Annotated in this window: 17 protein-coding genes and 2 tRNA genes; 12 read left to right on the top strand and 7 right to left on the bottom strand. The window is 67.6% G+C overall.

From position 1 onward, the window contains the following. Nucleotides 1–102: 102 nt before the first annotated feature. The 7 genes from FZ029_RS29400 to FZ029_RS29370 all read left to right on the top strand — a co-directional run bounded on the left by FZ029_RS29400 (nucleotide 103) and on the right by FZ029_RS29370 (nucleotide 6,294). Entirely contained in the window at nucleotides 103–1,113 is a 1,011-nt protein-coding gene (locus FZ029_RS29400; protein WP_109074654.1) for an ABC transporter permease subunit, read from the top strand. A 9-nt stretch (nucleotides 1,114–1,122) separates the two neighbouring features. Further along, nucleotides 1,123–2,046 (top strand): ABC transporter permease subunit, encoded by a 924-nt coding sequence (locus FZ029_RS29395; protein WP_188052112.1) that lies wholly within the window; start codon nucleotides 1,123–1,125, stop codon nucleotides 2,044–2,046. A gap of 4 nt (nucleotides 2,047–2,050) precedes the next feature. After that, the gene (locus tag FZ029_RS29390) at nucleotides 2,051–3,040 is read left to right on the top strand and encodes an ABC transporter ATP-binding protein (RefSeq protein WP_149273381.1); all 990 of its coding nucleotides are present in this window, start codon (nucleotides 2,051–2,053) and stop codon (nucleotides 3,038–3,040) included. Next, nucleotides 3,040–4,065, top strand: a complete 1,026-nt coding sequence (locus FZ029_RS29385) for a peptide ABC transporter ATP-binding protein (protein ID WP_149273380.1) — start codon at nucleotides 3,040–3,042, stop codon at nucleotides 4,063–4,065. The genes FZ029_RS29390 and FZ029_RS29385 overlap by 1 nt, the downstream gene beginning before the upstream one ends. A gap of 91 nt (nucleotides 4,066–4,156) precedes the next feature. After that, nucleotides 4,157–5,104, top strand: a complete 948-nt coding sequence (locus FZ029_RS29380; RefSeq protein ID WP_149273378.1) for a lysozyme inhibitor LprI family protein — start codon at nucleotides 4,157–4,159, stop codon at nucleotides 5,102–5,104. A gap of 96 nt (nucleotides 5,105–5,200) precedes the next feature. After that, on the top strand, nucleotides 5,201–5,689 hold the full coding sequence (locus FZ029_RS29375) for a YajQ family cyclic di-GMP-binding protein (RefSeq protein ID WP_149200103.1): 489 nt from the start codon (nucleotides 5,201–5,203) through the stop codon (nucleotides 5,687–5,689). Between the two features lie 197 nt (nucleotides 5,690–5,886). Then, on the top strand, nucleotides 5,887–6,294 hold the full coding sequence (locus tag FZ029_RS29370; protein WP_149200102.1) for a hypothetical protein: 408 nt from the start codon (nucleotides 5,887–5,889) through the stop codon (nucleotides 6,292–6,294). Between the two features lie 17 nt (nucleotides 6,295–6,311). Here the strand turns inward: FZ029_RS29370 and FZ029_RS29365 are convergent, their stop codons facing one another. Further along, nucleotides 6,312–6,527 carry a hypothetical protein gene (locus FZ029_RS29365; RefSeq protein WP_149273376.1) on the bottom strand — a complete coding sequence of 72 codons (216 nt, stop codon included), beginning with the start codon at nucleotides 6,525–6,527 and terminating at the stop codon, nucleotides 6,312–6,314. A gap of 373 nt (nucleotides 6,528–6,900) precedes the next feature. Here FZ029_RS29365 and oxlT point away from each other — a divergent pair, with 373 nt between their 5' ends. Beyond that, nucleotides 6,901–8,196 (top strand): oxalate/formate MFS antiporter, encoded by a 1,296-nt coding sequence (gene oxlT, locus FZ029_RS29360; protein WP_149273374.1) that lies wholly within the window; start codon nucleotides 6,901–6,903, stop codon nucleotides 8,194–8,196. Nucleotides 8,197–8,209: 13 nt separating this feature from the next. On the opposite strand, the gene FZ029_RS29355 is transcribed toward oxlT, so the two are convergent. From FZ029_RS29355 to FZ029_RS29345, 3 genes are all read right to left on the bottom strand, one after another. Further along, nucleotides 8,210–9,100, bottom strand: a complete 891-nt coding sequence (locus FZ029_RS29355) for a S49 family peptidase (RefSeq protein ID WP_149273372.1) — start codon at nucleotides 9,098–9,100, stop codon at nucleotides 8,210–8,212. A gap of 63 nt (nucleotides 9,101–9,163) precedes the next feature. Then, on the bottom strand, nucleotides 9,164–9,886 hold the full coding sequence (locus tag FZ029_RS29350) for a methyltransferase (RefSeq protein WP_247892552.1): 723 nt from the start codon (nucleotides 9,884–9,886) through the stop codon (nucleotides 9,164–9,166). Nucleotides 9,887–9,930: 44 nt separating this feature from the next. Continuing rightward, entirely contained in the window at nucleotides 9,931–10,137 is a 207-nt protein-coding gene (locus FZ029_RS29345; protein ID WP_109865295.1) for a DUF2007 domain-containing protein, read from the bottom strand. A gap of 117 nt (nucleotides 10,138–10,254) precedes the next feature. Here FZ029_RS29345 and FZ029_RS29340 point away from each other — a divergent pair, with 117 nt between their 5' ends. From FZ029_RS29340 to FZ029_RS29330, 3 genes are all read left to right on the top strand, one after another. Beyond that, on the top strand, nucleotides 10,255–11,271 hold the full coding sequence (locus FZ029_RS29340; RefSeq protein WP_109153361.1) for a polyprenyl synthetase family protein: 1,017 nt from the start codon (nucleotides 10,255–10,257) through the stop codon (nucleotides 11,269–11,271). A gap of 133 nt (nucleotides 11,272–11,404) precedes the next feature. Next, nucleotides 11,405–11,481, top strand: a tRNA-Pro gene (locus tag FZ029_RS29335). Nucleotides 11,482–11,688: 207 nt separating this feature from the next. Continuing rightward, nucleotides 11,689–11,765 (top strand) — tRNA-Pro (locus FZ029_RS29330). A 59-nt stretch (nucleotides 11,766–11,824) separates the two neighbouring features. Here the strand turns inward: FZ029_RS29330 and FZ029_RS29325 are convergent. The 3 genes from FZ029_RS29325 to FZ029_RS29315 all read right to left on the bottom strand — a co-directional run bounded on the left by FZ029_RS29325 (nucleotide 11,825) and on the right by FZ029_RS29315 (nucleotide 14,743). After that, nucleotides 11,825–12,229, bottom strand: a complete 405-nt coding sequence (locus FZ029_RS29325) for a carboxymuconolactone decarboxylase family protein (protein WP_174757516.1) — start codon at nucleotides 12,227–12,229, stop codon at nucleotides 11,825–11,827. Between the two features lie 171 nt (nucleotides 12,230–12,400). Further along, nucleotides 12,401–13,201 carry a metallophosphoesterase family protein gene (locus tag FZ029_RS29320; RefSeq protein ID WP_149273369.1) on the bottom strand — a complete coding sequence of 267 codons (801 nt, stop codon included), beginning with the start codon at nucleotides 13,199–13,201 and terminating at the stop codon, nucleotides 12,401–12,403. Nucleotides 13,202–13,300: 99 nt separating this feature from the next. Beyond that, complete coding sequence (locus FZ029_RS29315; protein ID WP_149273367.1) at nucleotides 13,301–14,743, bottom strand: tetratricopeptide repeat protein; 1,443 nt, start codon at nucleotides 14,741–14,743, stop codon at nucleotides 13,301–13,303. A 124-nt stretch (nucleotides 14,744–14,867) separates the two neighbouring features. On the opposite strand from FZ029_RS29315, the gene FZ029_RS29310 reads away from it, so the two are divergent. Further along, nucleotides 14,868–16,130, top strand: coding sequence for an ABC transporter substrate-binding protein (locus tag FZ029_RS29310; protein WP_149273365.1), 1,263 nt, complete (start codon nucleotides 14,868–14,870; stop codon nucleotides 16,128–16,130). Nucleotides 16,131–16,307 lie beyond the last annotated feature (177 nt).

The following is a 16,307-nucleotide window of genomic DNA, read 5'->3' as shown; positions in this document are numbered from 1 at the left end:
GAGGGCCGGAGTGGGGGCAGGTGCCCCTGATGGAACGGGGCGTTGCCAAGTCAGCGCTCCGTTCCAGTTTTCACCATAGTTTTAAAAAACGAGTACCCGTCGATGCTTCGCTTCATCCTGACGCGGGTGAGCTTGGTGATTCCGACATTTCTCGGCATCACCTTTCTGACCTTCATCCTGATCCGGCTGGTTCCCGGCGACCCCATCGAGGTGCGAGTCGGCGAACGGGGTATCGCGCCCGAACGGCTGGCCGCCTTCCGTCATGAACTGGGTCTCGACCAGCCGCTCTGGCAACAGTTCCTCGACTATGTCGGCCACGTGCTGTCGGGTGATTTCGGCTTGTCGCTGGTCACCCACAATTCGGTGCTGAGCGAGTTCCTGACGCTGTTTCCGGCGACGCTCGAACTGGCGCTGTGCGCCATGCTGTTCGCGACGCTGATCGGGCTGCCCGCCGGCATCCTGGCGGCGGTGAAGCGCGGATCGCTGTTCGACCATGGCGTCATGGGCGCCAGCCTGACCGGCTATTCGATGCCGATCTTCTGGTGGGGCCTGCTGCTGATCCTGTTCTTCTCGGTCGCGTTGGGCTGGACCCCGGTGTCGGGCCGCCTGGATCTGGTCTATTACGTGGAGCCGGCGACCGGCTTCATGCTGATCGACACGCTGATGGCCGGCGATTACGACGCGTTCCGCTCCGCGCTGTCCCACCTGATCCTGCCGACCATCGTGCTGGGCACCGTACCGCTGGCGGTGGTGGCGCGCATGACGCGGTCGGCCATGCTGGAGGTGCTGGGCGAGGATTACATCCGCACCGCCCGCGCCAAGGGGCTGGCCGACGGCCGGGTCATCGGCATGCATGCGTTGCGCAACGCGCTGATCCCGGTGGTGACCGTCATCGGTCTGCAGGTCGGCACGCTGCTGGGCGGCGCCATCCTGACCGAGACCATCTTTTCCTGGCCGGGCGTCGGCAAATGGCTGATCGAATCGATCAACCGCCGCGACTATCCGGCCCTGCAGGGCGGTGTCCTGCTGATCGCCACCTCGGTGATCCTGGTCAACCTGCTGGTGGACGTGCTTTACGGCGTCCTCAACCCCCGCATCCGTCACGCGCGGTGAGGCCAATCCATGTCCGCTGAATTTTCGACCAACGCAGAACCCGCCACCCCCGAACCGGTGGCCGTGTCGCGCCCGCCGCACCCGCTGACCGAGTTCTGGTATCACTTCCGCCAGAACAAGGGCGCGCTGGGCGGTCTGGTGGTGATCCTGCTGATCGCGCTGATCGCCATCTTCGCCGGAGTCATCGCCCCGCACGATCCCGACATCCAGTACCGCGATGCGATCCTGACCCCGCCGGTCTGGCAGGATGGCGGCACCTGGACCTACCTCCTCGGCACCGACGACATCGGCCGTGACATGCTGTCCCGCCTGATGTACGGGGCGCGGCTGTCGATGATGATCGGCCTGATCGTCGTCACCCTGTCGCTGGCCGTCGGGCTGGGGCTGGGGCTGATCGCCGGCTTCTTCGGCGGGATGGCCGACGTTCTGATCATGCGCGGCATGGACATCCTGCTGGCTCTGCCCTCGCTGCTGCTGGCCGTCGTGGTGGCCGCCATCCTCGGGCCGGGGCTGGTGAACGCCATGCTGGCGGTGTCGGTGGTGGTGATCCCGCACTATGCCCGCCTGACCCGCGCCGCCGTGATGGCGGAGGTGAACAAGGATTATGTCATCGCGTCGCGCGTCGCCGGGGCCGGGCCGCTGCGCCTGATGCTGATCGTGGTCCTGCCGAACTGTCTGGCGCCGCTGATCGTGCAGGCGACGCTGGGCTTCTCCACCGCCATCCTGGACGCGGCCGCGCTGGGCTTCCTCGGTCTCGGCGCGCAGCCGCCGACGCCGGAATGGGGCACCATGCTGGCCTCCTCGCTGCAGTTCCTCCAGCGCGCGCCCTGGGTCGTGACCTGGCCCGGCATCGCCATCCTGGTGACCGTGCTGGCCTTCAATCTGTTGGGCGACGGTCTTCGCGACGCGCTCGACCCCAAGCTGAAGCGTTGACCTCATGCCTCTTCTCGACATCAAAAACCTGTCGGTCGAGTTCACCACCCGCGCCGGCACCTTCCGCGCGGTGGATGGCATCGACCTGACCGTGGACGAAGGCGAGGTCGTCGGCATCGTCGGCGAATCCGGCTCCGGCAAGTCCGTGACCTCGCTGGCCGTGATGGGGCTTCTCGGCTCCAACGGCCGGGTGGTCGCCGACCGGATGAGGTTCGCCGGCAACGACCTGCTGACCATGCCCGCCGCCCAGCGCCGGAAGATCACCGGCAAGGACGTCGCCATGGTCTTCCAGGAGCCGATGACCAGCCTGAACCCCTGCTTCACCGTCGGTTTCCAGATCATGGAAACCCTGCGGGTGCATGAGGGGCTGTCCGGCAAGGCGCTGCGCAACCGCGCCATCGCCCTGCTGGAGCAGGTCGGCATTCCGGCGCCGGAGTCGCGCCTGTCCGCCTTCCCGCACCAGCTGTCGGGCGGCATGAGCCAGCGCGTGATGATCGCCATCGCCATCGCCTGCAACCCGCGCCTTCTGGTGGCGGACGAGCCGACGACCGCGCTGGACGTCACCATCCAGAAGCAGATCCTCGACCTGCTGGTCCAGCTGCAGCGCGAGCGCGGCATGGCGCTGATCCTGATCACCCACGACATGGGCGTGGTGGCGGAGACGGCGCAGCGCGTCGTCGTCATGTATGCCGGTCAGGTGGCGGAAACCCGGCCGGTCGGCGCCCTGTTCGAACGGCCGCGCCACCCCTACACCGGCGCCCTGCTCGACGCCCTGCCGGAGCGGGCGCTGGGCAAGCGCCGGCTGCCGACGATTCCCGGCATGGTGCCGGGCATCGCCGACCGGCCGGCCGGCTGCCTGTTCAGCCCGCGCTGCCGCTTCGCCGACGCCCGCTGCCGTGCCGAGCGCCCGGCCCTGTTCGATGTGGACGACGGGCGCGCCCGCTGTTTCTACCCGCTGCCGGACGGCCATCTCGCCGCCGGGGAGGCGCTGTGATGAGCACCCAGACCGAACCCCAGAACGGGCCCCATATCTTCGAGGCCGCGGCCGAGCGAACGGTCGTGCTGGAGGCGCGCGATCTGCGCAAGCACTATGCGGTCAAGCGCGGCGCCTTCAAGCCGCTGGCGACGGTGAAGGCGCTGGACGGCGTGTCCTTCCGCCTGCAGGCCGGCAAGACGCTGGCGGTGGTCGGCGAGTCGGGCTGCGGCAAGTCGACGCTGGCCCGCTCCGTCACCATGATCGAGCCGCCGACCTCGGGCGAGCTGCACTATGACGGCCGCGACGTGGTCGGGCGCAGCGCGGCGGAGATGAAGGAGCTGCGCCGCACGGTGCAGATGGTCTTCCAGAATCCCTACGGCTCGCTGAACCCGCGCAAGACGGTGGGTTCCATCCTGACCGAACCGCTGGTCATCAACACCGACATGGACAAGCACGAGCGGCGCGACCGCGCGGTGGCCATGATGGGGAAGGTGGGCCTGCGTCCCGATCAGGTCGACCGCTATCCGCACATGTTCTCCGGCGGCCAGCGCCAGCGCATCGCCATCGCCCGCGCCCTGATGCTGAACCCGCGCGTCGTCGTGGCGGACGAGCCGGTGTCGGCGCTCGACGTGTCGATCCAGGCGCAGGTGCTGAACCTGATGATGGATCTGCAGGAGGAGCTGAACCTCGCCTATCTGTTCATCTCCCACGATCTCAGCGTCGTGCGGCACATCGCCGATTCGCTGATGGTGATGTATCTGGGCAAGCCGGTGGAGCATGGCGCCAAGGATGTGGTCTTCACCCGGCCGCGCCATCCCTACACCCGCATCCTGCTGGCGGCGACGCCGCGGGTGAACCCGGACCTGCGTATGGACCGGGTGGTGCCGAAGGGCGAATTGCCGTCGCCGCTGAACCCGCCGCCGGGCTGCGCGTTCCACAAGCGCTGCCCCTTCGCCACCGACCGCTGCGCCGCCGAGGTTCCGGCCCTGCGTCCGGTCGATGAAAGGCTGGTCGCCTGCCATTACGCCGAAGAGATGAACTGAAGGGCTGCGGAAGAATGACCCCGGCCGCTCTTGCGGTGGTCGGGTTGCCTCTGCTCCACTGTCGCAGTTTCCTTCGACTGGACACTGCGACATGGCCCGCCTTCCTGCCGCCGCTTTCTGCCTGGCTCTCGTCCCCGCCTTTGCCGGTCCGGCGGTTGCCGCCAGCTTCGACTGCGGCAAGGCCGGCAGTGCGGTCGAAAAGTCGATCTGCTCGACCCCGGCGCTCGACGCCGCCGACGTGGCGATGGGCGCCGGCTACAAGGCGCTGCTCGGCGATCTGGCTGCCGACGAGGCGGGACGGAGCTTCGCCCGCGCCGAACAGCGCGCCTGGACCTTACGGCGCAACCGCGCCTGCGGCTTCGACGCCAAGGCCGGCAGCAATGCCGGTTCGGGCTATGACGATCCCGCCGATTGCCTGCAGGCGGAGACCGAACGACGGACGAGGCAGCTTGCCGCCCTGCGGGCCGACCCCGCCCTGGGCGCGCGGCTCCTCACGGTGCTGCTGACCGAAGGACGTCCCGGCTCCAGCCTCCATATCCAGGCCGAACGGCCGGAGATCGCCGATCCGGCCCATCCCGGGGCGGTGGCTTTCAACGACACGGTGCGCCGCTTCGTCGATGGCGAAATCCGCAGGTTCCGCGAAAGCTCCGCCGATCTGCCCGACCGGATCGAAGCCGAATTGATCCTGACCGCCGACAGCTATGTCGTCACCCCCGCTCTGCTGTCCGTCCAGTTCCGTGGCGAGGGGGTGCAGGGCAACGGCTTCCGCTATGCCGCCGCGCTGACGGTGGATTTGGTGCGCGGGGATGTGCCGACCCCGGCGCGGATGTTCGGCGCGGAATCCTGGCTGACGGTGGCCATCGCGGCCTGCCGAAGGGAACTTGCCGCCGATCCGGATCTGGTTCCGGAATGCGACGGCCCCGACCTGCGGGATCCGCGCAGTTGGCGCTTCGAACCGGATCGGGCGGTGGCGACCCTGCTGCTGCCGGGCAAGGAACTGCGGGAAATCGCCATTCCCTTCCATCCGCCGACCCGTTGACGGGAACCCGGCCTCAGCTGTCTGTTGAGTGTGGCGGCCGTCTTCTTTACGGTGCGGCCGATTCGTTCTTCAGCCGTCCATAGGGAGAGAGCCGCCATGCCGTCCTTCGACATCGTGTCCAAGACGGACGTCCACGAGGTCGACAACGCCATCGCCGGCGTCCGTCGCGAGATCGAGACCCGGTTCGACTTCAAGGGCTCCAAATGCACGGTCGAGCGGACCGAGAACGAGATCGTTCTGCTGGCCGACGACGCCACCAAGCTGGAGCAGATGCAGGAGCTGCTGCGCGTCTATGTGACCCGCCGCAAGCTGGATGCCGCCGCGCTGGACTTCTCCGCCAAGCCGGAGCGGGCGGCGGGCGATGCGCTGCGCCATGCCGTGACGATCAAGCAGGGAATTGCGCAGGATCTGGCGAAGACCATCGTCAAAGGGATCAAGGACAGCAAGATGAAGGTCCAGGTCTCGATCCAGGGCGACGAACTGCGGGTGACCGGCAAGAAGCGCGACGACCTGCAGGACGCCATTGCCCTGGTCAAGCGGCTGGGCATCGAGCAGCCGCTGCAGTACCAGAACTTTCGCGACTGATCGGCCAAGGTCGATCGGCCGCGATCGATGGGCAAGGCTTGCCGGCCGCTGGGAAACTTCTGCCGGGCGGCTGGGTAATTTTTGCCGGTCAAATCGTCGCAGGGGCGGGTGGGACCCTTGCGACCCGCCGGTTGTGTTGATGGCGTGATTTTTGCGTGTGTCCTTGCGGTTCGCCACTAACCGCAGGGAATCGTCCCATGTCGATGATGGCCAACAGCGAGGCCACGCAAGCCATGCGCATCAGGGCGGAAGACGTCCTGGAGCGCAAAGGGACGTCTGCGTCCCGGCAGGCGGGTGCGCTGGCCGGCCAGTTCGCGGCGATGCTGGAAACCCTGAACGGGGTGGGGGAGGCCGGTGCCTCCGGCGCCGACGGCACCGGGGTGGTGCCGAACGCCCAGCCCTCCGTCCGTCTCGGCGTCGGCGCCGTCACCCTGTTCGCCCAGGAAGACGGGCAGGGCGACGCCGCCATGGACCCGGCCGCAGCGGTGCCCGACCCCCAGGACCCGGCGACCGCGATGCAGGTGGTGGAAAGCGCCATCCAGGCCGGCGACGGATCGAACTTCCGCTGGCTGACCACCCTGCTGACGCAGAACTCCGCGGCGTAGCGCTTTAAGACGACCGCTCAGAAGCCCCGCCCGAACTCGGCCCAGGACTGCGCGACATCCGGCGATTCCGGCTTGCGCTTGCCGCCGCCGTGACGGGTGCGGAAGCCGGCGAACAGATCCGCCATCGCGATCTGCGGCAGGGCCTCGGCAAAGGTGAACCCGGCGGGAGCGATTCCGGCGGGCGCCAAGGTGGCGGGACCGGCGAACAGGCGGCTCAGAATGCTCGACATCATGTGATTTCCCCTTGCTGCGGCACCGTTCGCCGGCGCCGTCGACCATGAGCGGATCATGCGCCCGGCTCTGCACCGCAGCAAGATATTCTGTATACCAGATACCGTATTTCAAATATGTGTGCGCCGCATGGCTCGGCCTTGACGGTTTTGTTCGAGTGCCAAGCAATGCGCGCATGCCAGCAATCGCGAAAAAGCGAGCCTTTTCAAGGCATTCCACGATGTGGAAAAGAATAACGCATTCGGTATCCGGTATTTGGAATACGCATTGTTGAGGCGCACAGTCATCTCCGAACGGCGCATGATGCGGTGCGATACGGATGGACCGCCGCACTCCGAGGATCCTGCGCCCCCACGTTCAACGGGACTTTGGGGCATGACCACAGAGACGACCGAAGACCGCGGTCTTCTGACAAACAAATGGTTCCAGCTCAGCGTCGGCCTGCTGTGCATGGCGATGATCGCCAACCTGCAATATGGCTGGACGCTGTTCGTCGATCCCATCGACGCCAAGCATGGCTGGGGGCGTGCAGCCATCCAGATCGCGTTTTCCATCTTCGTCTTCACCGAAACCTGGCTGGTCCCGGTCGAAGGCTGGTTCGTCGACCGCTACGGCCCGCAGGCGGTGGTGCTGGTCGGCAGCCTGCTGGTCGGCGGCTCCTGGGTGATCGACAGCCAGGCTTCCTCATTGCCGATGCTCTACACCGCGGCGGTGATCTCCGGCATCGGCGCCGGCTGCGTCTATGGCACCTGCGTCGGCAACGCGCTGAAATGGTTCCCGCAGCAGCGCGGTCTGGCCGCCGGCGTCACCGCCGCCGGATTCGGCGCCGGTGCGGGCGCGACGGTCATTCCGATCGCCAACATGATCGCCAACCAGGGCTACGAGCATGCCTTCCTGGTCTTCGGCATCGGGCAGGGCGCGGTGATCTTCGTGCTGTCCTTCTTCCTGCGCAAGGCGCCGAAGTCGAACGCCATGGCGCGCAAGACCGGCCCGGCCCAGACCAAGATCGACCATCCGCCGGCCCGCGTCATCCGCACGCCGGTCTTCTGGCTGCTCTATGTGATGTTCGTGATGGTGGCGTCCGGCGGCCTGATGGCGGCGGCCCAGATCGCGCCGATCGCCCATGACTTCCATGTCGCCGATTCGCCGATCAACATGTTCGGCTTCATCCTGCCGGCCCTGACGCTGGCGATTTCGCTGGACCGCGTGCTGGATGGCGCCGGACGGCCCTTCTTCGGCTGGGTGTCCGACCGCATCGGCCGCGAGAACACCATGTTCATCGCCTTCGGCACCGCCGCCATCGCCATCGTCCTGGTGACGCAGCTGGGCCGCAACCCGGTGATGTTCGTGATCTTCACCGCGATGTTCTTCTGCGTCTTCGGCGAGATCTACAGCCTGTTCCCGGCCACCGCCGGCGACACCTTCGGCTCGAAATTCGCGACGACCAACGCCGGCATGCTCTACACCGCCAAGGGCACGGCGGCGCTGCTGGTCCCGCTCAGCAGCATCATCGCCAGCCATTTCGGCTGGCAGGCCGTGTTCTACATCGCCGCCAGCTTCAATCTGGTCGCCGCCATCCTGGCGATGTTCGTCCTGAAGCCGCTGCGCGCCAGCTTCATCCAGGCCGACGATTACGGATTGCAGACCGCAACCGTCACCGCCGACCGCTGACGGCAGACATCCGTCAAAGCCCCAGCTTCGCCCAGGCCGCCCAATCGTCCAGCGACTTGCGGGCGGCCGCCACCAGGGCATCGGCGAAGGCCTCATGCGCCCCGGCCTCCAGCGCCGGGGCGTTGCCGTATCCGGCCCTCAAGCCCAGCCGCCGCAGCATTCCGCGCTCCTGCTGCACCACGCGCAGCCGCACCTTCTCGCCGAAACGGCCGCGCATCACCGAGCGCAGATCGCCCAGCCCGTCGATCAGCCCGAGAGCCAGCGCCTTGCGCCCGGCCCAGAAGGCGCCGGAAAACAGCTCCTCCTCCGATCCGGTCAGCCGCGTGCCGCGCCGCGTGCGCACCATCGCCTTGAACGCCTCGTGCACGTCGGCCTGCAGGGCCTTCAGATGGGCGACGCCGTCCTCGCGCTCCGGCGAGAAGGGGTCGAGCAGCACCTTCTTGTCGCCGGCGGTGTAGAGCCGCCGCTCGATGCCGTGGCGCTCGATCAGCGCATGCAGCCCGAAGCCCGACGACACCACGCCGATGGAGCCGACGATGGAGCTTTCGTCCGCCCAGATTTCGTCCGCCGCGCAGGCCAGCCAATAGCCGCCCGACGCCGCCGCGTCCTCGCAGAAGGCGAAGACCGGCACCTTCTTTTCCTCCGCCAGATCGCGGATGCGCTTGGCGATCAGTGCCGACTGCACCGGCGACCCGCCCGGCGAATTGATGATCAGCGCCACCGCCTTCTGGTCCTTCGGCGCGAAGGCGCGTTCCAGCAGCGGGGCGACGCCGGCCAGCGACAGGCCGGAGCGGAAGGGGCCGCCCTGGCCGATGACGCCGGTCAGGCGGACGACGGACACCAGCGGCCCGGCCTTGCGCCAGGGGCCGAAGGGGAGTTTGGCGAGGAGGGATTGCAGGCTCATGCCGGCAGAGATGGGATTGAAGTCTTCCGATTGAAAGGCTCGGTTCCCGCTAAATTGGCCCCGTTAAATAGCCAGCGCTTCGGCGTCCCTCAGGATCCGCTCAGCCGCCGGGCTGTAGCCGCCTTCGGCGTTGTGCACGGTCAGGCCGGCGGTCAGGCGGGCCGGCGCCTTGCCGCCCTTGCGGGCGACCAGCAGCAGCCGCTTGGCCTCCACCCCCGGCTTGGGCCACAGCGGCACCAGGACGAGGCTGCCGAACCGGCCGCGCAGCGCGTGCAGGATGTCGTCGATCCGGTCGGCGCGGTGCACCATCGTCAGCGTGCCGCGCGGCTTCAGCATGCGGTCGGCGAAGCGCACCCAGTCGGCCAGCCCCGCCGCCCCTTCCACATTCGCCGCGGCCTTCCAGTCGTCGGGCGGGACGCTGGCGGCACCCGACTTCAAATAAGGCGGATTCATCATCACACGGTCGAATCCGAAGGTCCCGAGTGCCTCGGGCGGGGCCAGCAGGTCGCCCTGGACCACCGTCACCCGATCCGCGACGCCGCTGAGCGCGGCATTGCGGCGGGCGAAGTCGCAGGCGTCGGCCCGCTGTTCCAACCCGACGACCGCCACGCCCGGCACCCGGACGGCGAGGCACAGTGCCGCAGCCCCGGTGCCGGTGCCGACATCCAGCACCCGCTCGCCGGCGGCGGCGGCGGTGATCGCGGCGAGGAAGACAGGGTCTATGGCGGCGCGATAGCCGCCGTCCGGCTGGTGCAGCCTGACCCGGCCGTTCAGCAGAAAGTCCACCGGTGTTTCCAGGCCTTGTTCCCGAGTCGTAACGATATGGCCGCTCACGCTTCGCCGGCCTCGCGCAGGATGCGGACGGCCTGTGCGGCGTCCTCCGTGTCGACCATCAGCCGCCGGGGAATGGCGCCGATGGAGCCCTCCAGGATGCTGGTGTGGCTGTCCAGCACGATGGCCTCGATGCCCGCATCGGCCAGTAGGGCGACCAGCCAGGACAGGCGGACGGGGTCGGTGGTGCGCAACAGTTCGGTCATGGTGTCTCGGAAGAACGGGCGTCTCGAAAGAACGGGCCCCTGCGGACTTGACCGAAGAGGCTAGGCCGTTATGCTCCCTAGCGCAAATTCTGGCGTCAATCACCCGTGGAGTCGACCTTGGCGGTCGTGACCAACTTCGAGCCGAAACGGCGCAAGTCTACCCCGCTCGACGACCTGACCGCTTTGGTGGCCGAGGACCTCAGCGCCGTCAACCAGATCATCCTCGACCGCATGCAGTCGCAGGTCGAGATGATTCCCCAGCTGGCCGGCTATCTGATCGCGGCCGGCGGCAAGCGTCTGCGGCCGGTGCTGACGCTCGCCGCCGCCAACATGTGCGGTTATCAGGGGGAACATCACCGGCTGCTGGCGGCGGTGGTGGAGTTCATCCACAGCGCCACTCTGCTGCACGACGACGTGGTCGACGAAAGCGACCTGCGCCGCGGCATGGCCTCGGCCAACGCGGTGTTCGGCAACAAGGCCAGCGTGCTGGTCGGCGACTTCCTGTTCTCCCGCGCCTTCGAAATGATGGTGGAGGTGCAGTCGCTCGACGTGCTGCGCATCCTGTCCGGCGCCTCGGCCATCATCGCCGAGGGCGAGGTGCTGCAGCTGCGCACCACCAACGACACCGAGACCAGCGAACAGGCCTATCTGGAAGTCATCAAGGGCAAGACGGCCGAGCTGTTCGCGGCTGCCTGCCGCGTCGGCGCCGTCGTCGCCAACCGCCCGCAGGCGGAGGAGCTGGCGCTCTACGACTACGGCATGAATCTCGGCATCGCCTTCCAGCTGGTCGACGACGTTCTGGATTATTCGGCCCTGCAGGCGAAGCTGGGCAAGACGGTCGGCGACGATTTCCGCGAGGGCAAGATCACCCTGCCGGTCGTGCTGGCCTTCCGCCGCGGCAACGACGAGGAACGCGCCTTCTGGCGCCGGGTGATGGAGGAGCTGGACCAGAAGGACGGCGACCTGGAACGTGCCCAGGCGCTGATGGCCCGCCACAACGCCCTGAAGGACACGGTGGAGCGGGCGCGCCATTACGGCTCCATCGCCCGCGACAGCCTGGGACTGTTCGCCGACGGGCCGATCAAGCAGGCCCTGCTGGAAGTCATTGATTTCGTGATCGATCGCGATTTCTGACGGCGTCTCCGCCGGGCCGGGAGGGGGGCCGGATCTTTTTGGACGATGACGCATTTTTTGCGTTGCGCGCCGGAGCGTGAGCGTTTATACACCCCCTCCACCGGCGGACGACACCGCCCGCCGGTGCCATGATCGGAGAGTAGCTCAGCCTGGTAGAGCACTGCTTTCGGGAGGCAGGGGCCGGAGGTTCGAATCCTCTCTCTCCGACCACAAAGACAAGGGCTTCCGGAGAAATCCGGGAGCCCTTCGTCGTTTCGGGGTTCGGCCGGGCATGGCGAAGCGGCACGTCAATACAGCATGGCAAAAATGCACCCGTCAGGCTGTGACTTTGCATTGCACGAACGGCCGGAACCGTTTATACACCCGCTCCACCGGCGGACGGCGCACTCCAGAGTGACAGGCCGCCGGTGCCATGATCGGAGAGTAGCTCAGCCTGGTAGAGCACTGCTTTCGGGAGGCAGGGGCCGGAGGTTCGAATCCTCTCTCTCCGACCAACAAGACAAGGGCTTCCGGAGTGATCCGGAAGCCCTTTGTCGTTTCGGACCGGTGCCGATCAGGCGGCGCGCTGCTGTTGCGACATCTGGCTCCGCACATGGTCACAGGCCTGATCGACCTCCCGTGTGAAGGTGTCGTAATCCACCTGCATGCCATTCAGGTAGGCGCTCCAGCCCGCGCTGGACTTCGCGTAATGAACGGCGGCCTCGATCTCGTCCTGCGTTGCGCCGAACAGTTTGGCGAGCGCCGTATGATAGAAGGCGCAATACCGGCACTTCATGACGGCGGCAATCCCCAGACCGATCAGTTCGCGGTACTTCTGTGGGATCGGCCCGTCATCGACCTGCACGGCCTTGAACAGGCGCCATTCGGCTTCGATGGTGGCGTCGGGCAGTTCCTTGAAGAAAGATGGAACCAGCCCGAAGATGTCGGTGATTTCCTGGTATACGGCTTGGCGATCCATATGCCCCTCCCTGAGGTGAGGCGTGGGCATGCCGCAAGATGTGCGGGCACGCTCGCGTCGAAGGCGGCCATTATGCGCCGTGAAACGTCGGCTGGACCTTTCCATGGCGGCAGATGTGCTTTTTCGCCCTTGTTCCGGCGCCGATTCCCCCAATTCCGGCCAGAGCCCCTCTCACACCGTGCACAAGAACCGCCGGTCCGTCCCTTCCAGCACCAGGGCGGTCAGGCGGTTGGTGGCGTAGGCGCCGGTGTCGATGCCGATGCGGTTGGACAGCAGTTCCGGCTCCGGCGCGATGGTGTGGCCATGGACGACCACCTTGCCATGATCGGCGCGCGACGCCAGGAAGGCCTCGCGGATCCATAGCCGGTCCTGGTCCTCCTGCCGGTCGAGCGGGACGCCGGGGCGGACGCCGGCATGGACGAAATGATAGTCGCCGATGGTCAGGTGGCAGCGCAGACCGGTCAGGAAGGCGCGGTGGTGGGCCGGCAGCAGGCTGTTCAGCATCATCTGCGCCTGCTGCAGATGCTCCATCGGCGCATCGGGGCCAGGGGCGGGGATGCCGTAGCTCTCCAGCGTCGCGTCGCCGCCATAGGTCAGCCAGCCGGGCGCGACGCGCAGGTCCGACAGGAAGCCCAGCATGGTGTCCTCGTGATTGCCGCGTAGGAACACCGCGCCGAAGGCCGGCGGCAGCCCGCAGGCGAGCCGTTCGATCACCAGCCGCGAGTCGGGACCGCGGTCGACATAGTCGCCGAGGAACACGAGGTATTTCAGGAGGTTCGGCGCCTGTTCGGCATCGCGGACGATCTGGCCCAGCATCTGGTCGAGCAGGTCGAGCCGGCCATGGATGTCGCCGACCGCATAGACGCGCATGCCGCGCGGCACCGATGCCGGTCCCGCCCGGCCGCCAAAAGGACCGGCCGAGGGAGCGCCCGAAATGGCCTCCGCCCACAGTTTGCGTGCCAAGCTCAACACGAGATCGTTCTCGAATTCGTCACATCCCGTCCCCTCACCTGTGTCCGGGCCGTTTCCCCTTCAAGGGGTTCCCGGCGTTGCACCGCATTTGCGCCGCTTTCAACCCATCGGCGATGCCGCCAGATCGCGCGACGACAGCAGCGGCCGGCGCAGCCGTCCGGCGGCGATGTCGGCGCGCAGCGCCTCGCCGTCCGCATTCCGCACGCGCTCCAACTCCGCCCGGTTCGCCTCGAAGAAGGGATTCTGCTCCGACGAGTTCGCCGGCCGGGCATGCTCCAGATGGTAGAGCGGTCCCGGCACCCGCTCGACGCCGAGCCCGAGCCGGCGGAAGCGCTCGACGATCTCGTCGTCCTCGAAGCCCCAGGACAGGAAGGCCTCGTTGTAGCCGCCGTTGGCGAGCAGCCGTTCCCGGTCGAAGAAGGCGCCGCCGCCGGGGGAATTGCGGTGCATCAGCGGAAAACGTGGGCAGACGGCGTTCAGCGGGGCCGCCGACAGGGTGTGGCCGAAGCGCAGGACCTCCCGGCCCATGATCCAGAAGAACAGCCCGTTGTAGGGGAAGACCAGCCCGCCACCCCGCCGCACGGCGTCGCGCGCCAGCACATACTGCACCGGGTCCACCACGATGTCGGTGTCGTGCAGGGCGACGATGGGCGTGTCGGCCGCCTCGGCCATGCGGTTGATCAGGTGGGCCTTGTGGGTGAAGGGCGTGTCGTTGCCGCGAAGATGCAGATGGCGGCAGCGGGCGGCCAGTTCGGGGCCGAGCGCGTCCGGCACGTCGCTCGGCCCGTCCTTGTCCTCGCCGATCAGCAGGGTGGCGTCGACATGCTTCAGCAGGAAGCCGACGATCCAGCGCAGATTGCGCCTGCGGTCGTCGCTGTCGGCGCGGAACGGGATCAGGATGGTGGTGTCGCGCAGATCATGCCGTCCGTCCGGCAGCCGTGCCGCCATTGCCGCGCGGCGGATTTGGAAGACCTCCTCCTGCCGGGCCAGCCTTTCCCGCGACAGGTCGTCGGCGGGATTCAGCGCCAGCGCCATCTCGTAGAAATGCACCGCGGCGCCGGGCCGGCCCAGGTCCGCTTCGATGTCGCCATGCTGGCGCCAGCCGGCGGGATAATGCGGGTGGCGATCCAGCAACGTGCCCAGCGCCGCCAGCGCCTCGTCCAGGCGGCCGGCGCCCTGCAGGGCCTCGCTCAGGTGATATTCGGCATCGGGAAAATCGGGGCGCAGCGCCAGGGCGCGGCGGTAGGCGATGATTGCCTCCTCCGTCCGCAGGGCGCGGTGGTGCAGGGTTCCCAGGTTGAACAGCGCGTCGGCATCGGGCACCCGCTCCACCGAGCGGGTCAGCAGGTCCAGCGCCCGGTCCATGTCGCCCCGGCGGCCGGCGATGAAGCCCATCCGGTGCAGCGCCTCGGCATTGCCGGGGTCGGCATCGAGGATGCGGGCATAGAGGTCCTCCCCCTCGTCGAGGCGCCCGGATTTCAGGTGGTCGAGCGCGATGGCGAGCGCCTCGTCGAGGGTGACGGTCCGGCTGCCGTTGGGCATGAAGGTCATTCCGTTGCGTATTGAAGGACTTCGGCGATTCCACTTTGACACGGAGGGGGCCGGCGGTGGACTCTTCGGTCGAACCGAACCGCTTTGCGACCAGCCAAAAGGCATCCGCAGCACCATGACCAACGATCATAAGAACCGCTCCACCGGAGGACTCGCCCTTTCCCGCCGCACGCTGGGCCAGGCCGCCATCGCCGGCGGCGTGCTGGCCGGCTTCGGCCGCGCCCCGGTTTTCGCCCAGGACACCACGCTGAAGGTCGGCGTGCTGCTGCCGCGCTCCGGCCTGCTGGCCCAGGCGGGTCAGGCCTGCCAACGCGGCGCCGACATCGCGCCGGCGGTGCTGTCCGACCTCGGCTACAAGGTCGAAGTGATTTCGGCCGACACCGAATCGAACGCCGACGTCGCCCGCTCGCGCACGGAAAAGCTGATCAACGACGGCGCCCATGTCATCGTCGGCGCCTTCGACAGCGGCCAGACCGCCGCCGCCGCCCAGGTCTGCGAACAGCGCGGCGTGCCGCTGGTGATGAACATCGCCGCCGCCGACAAGTTGACGGAGCAGGGCTACAAGACCGTCTTCCGCAACTTCCCGACTTCCACCATGCTGGTGACGAACGGGATGTCGCTGATGAAGGATCTGTTCGCCGCCACCGGCACCACGCCGAAGACGGCGGTGTTCCTGCACGCCAACGACACCTTCGGCATGGCGAACAAGGCCGCCGTCGACGCGCTGTTCCCCAAGCTGGACATGCCGTTCCAGATCGTCGAATCGATCTCCTACGACCCGCGGGCGCAGGATCTGGCGGTCGAGGTGGCGAAGGCCAAGGCCACCGGCGCCGAGCTTGCCATCGTCACCACCCGCGCCAACGACGCCATCATGATGGTGCGCGAGATGGTCAAGCAGCGCTGGGAGCCGAAGGGCATCGTCTCCCCCGGTTCGCCCGGCCTGTATGACGAACAGTTCTACAAGGTGCTGGGCAAGTACGCCGACTACGCCATCACCAACCTGCCCTGGTACGACCCCAAGGCGGCGATGACCAAGCGGGTCGAGGCGGCCTTCACGAAGCAGTTCCCGAACGACCGGTTCGAGGGCTACGCCTTCAACGTCGCCTTCACCTTCGAGGCGATCCTGATCGCCGCCGACGCCTTCAAGCGCGCCGGCACGGCGGAGGCCTCGGCGATGCTGGCGGCGCTGCGCCAGACCAACCTGTCGGACAAGCTGATGGTCGGGCCGGCGATCACCTTCGACGAGAAGGGCCAGAACACCAACCTGATCTCCGCCTGCATCCAGAACCACAAGCTGCGCCCGACCGTGGTCCTGCCCAAGGCCTCGGCCGAAGCCGACCCGGTCTTCCCGATGCCGGGCTGGGGCAAGCGGGCGTGATGTAAAGGTCTCCTGACTCTCCCTCTCCCCCCCGGGGAGAGGGTCGGGGTGGGGGGGATGCATCGCGTGCCTTCCCAAAAGTCCCGCCACGCATCCCCCCCCCCCCCCCCCCCCTCCCCCGGGGGGCCCCCCCCCCCCCCCCCGGAGGGCGGGCCATTGTTGGGGAGGGGGCCCGTC

It is taken from the genome of Azospirillum sp. Sh1, from assembly GCF_008365135.1.
Lineage (GTDB): Bacteria > Pseudomonadota > Alphaproteobacteria > Azospirillales > Azospirillaceae > Azospirillum > Azospirillum oryzae.
The sequence above is the reverse complement of the archived record's forward strand: the minus strand, read 5'-3'. Positions and strand labels throughout refer to the sequence as shown.

Bases quoted from the DNA above. Each gene is read 5' to 3' on its own strand.
- FZ029_RS29400 (WP_109074654.1), top strand. From the start codon at position 103: ATGCTTCGCTTCATCCTGACGCGGGTGAGCTTGGTGATTCCGACATTT.
- FZ029_RS29395 (WP_188052112.1), top strand. From the start codon at position 1,123: ATGTCCGCTGAATTTTCGACCAACGCAGAACCCGCCACCCCCGAACCG.
- FZ029_RS29390 (WP_149273381.1), top strand. From the start codon at position 2,051: ATGCCTCTTCTCGACATCAAAAACCTGTCGGTCGAGTTCACCACCCGC.
- FZ029_RS29385 (WP_149273380.1), top strand. From the start codon at position 3,040: ATGAGCACCCAGACCGAACCCCAGAACGGGCCCCATATCTTCGAGGCC.
- FZ029_RS29380 (WP_149273378.1), top strand. From the start codon at position 4,157: ATGGCCCGCCTTCCTGCCGCCGCTTTCTGCCTGGCTCTCGTCCCCGCC.
- FZ029_RS29375 (WP_149200103.1), top strand. From the start codon at position 5,201: ATGCCGTCCTTCGACATCGTGTCCAAGACGGACGTCCACGAGGTCGAC.
- FZ029_RS29370 (WP_149200102.1), top strand. From the start codon at position 5,887: ATGTCGATGATGGCCAACAGCGAGGCCACGCAAGCCATGCGCATCAGG.
- FZ029_RS29365 (WP_149273376.1), bottom strand. From the start codon at position 6,527: ATGATGTCGAGCATTCTGAGCCGCCTGTTCGCCGGTCCCGCCACCTTG.
- oxlT (WP_149273374.1), top strand. From the start codon at position 6,901: ATGACCACAGAGACGACCGAAGACCGCGGTCTTCTGACAAACAAATGG.
- FZ029_RS29355 (WP_149273372.1), bottom strand. From the start codon at position 9,100: ATGAGCCTGCAATCCCTCCTCGCCAAACTCCCCTTCGGCCCCTGGCGC.
- FZ029_RS29345 (WP_109865295.1), bottom strand. From the start codon at position 10,137: ATGACCGAACTGTTGCGCACCACCGACCCCGTCCGCCTGTCCTGGCTG.
- FZ029_RS29325 (WP_174757516.1), bottom strand. From the start codon at position 12,229: ATGGATCGCCAAGCCGTATACCAGGAAATCACCGACATCTTCGGGCTG.
- FZ029_RS29315 (WP_149273367.1), bottom strand. From the start codon at position 14,743: ATGCCCAACGGCAGCCGGACCGTCACCCTCGACGAGGCGCTCGCCATC.
- FZ029_RS29310 (WP_149273365.1), top strand. From the start codon at position 14,868: ATGACCAACGATCATAAGAACCGCTCCACCGGAGGACTCGCCCTTTCC.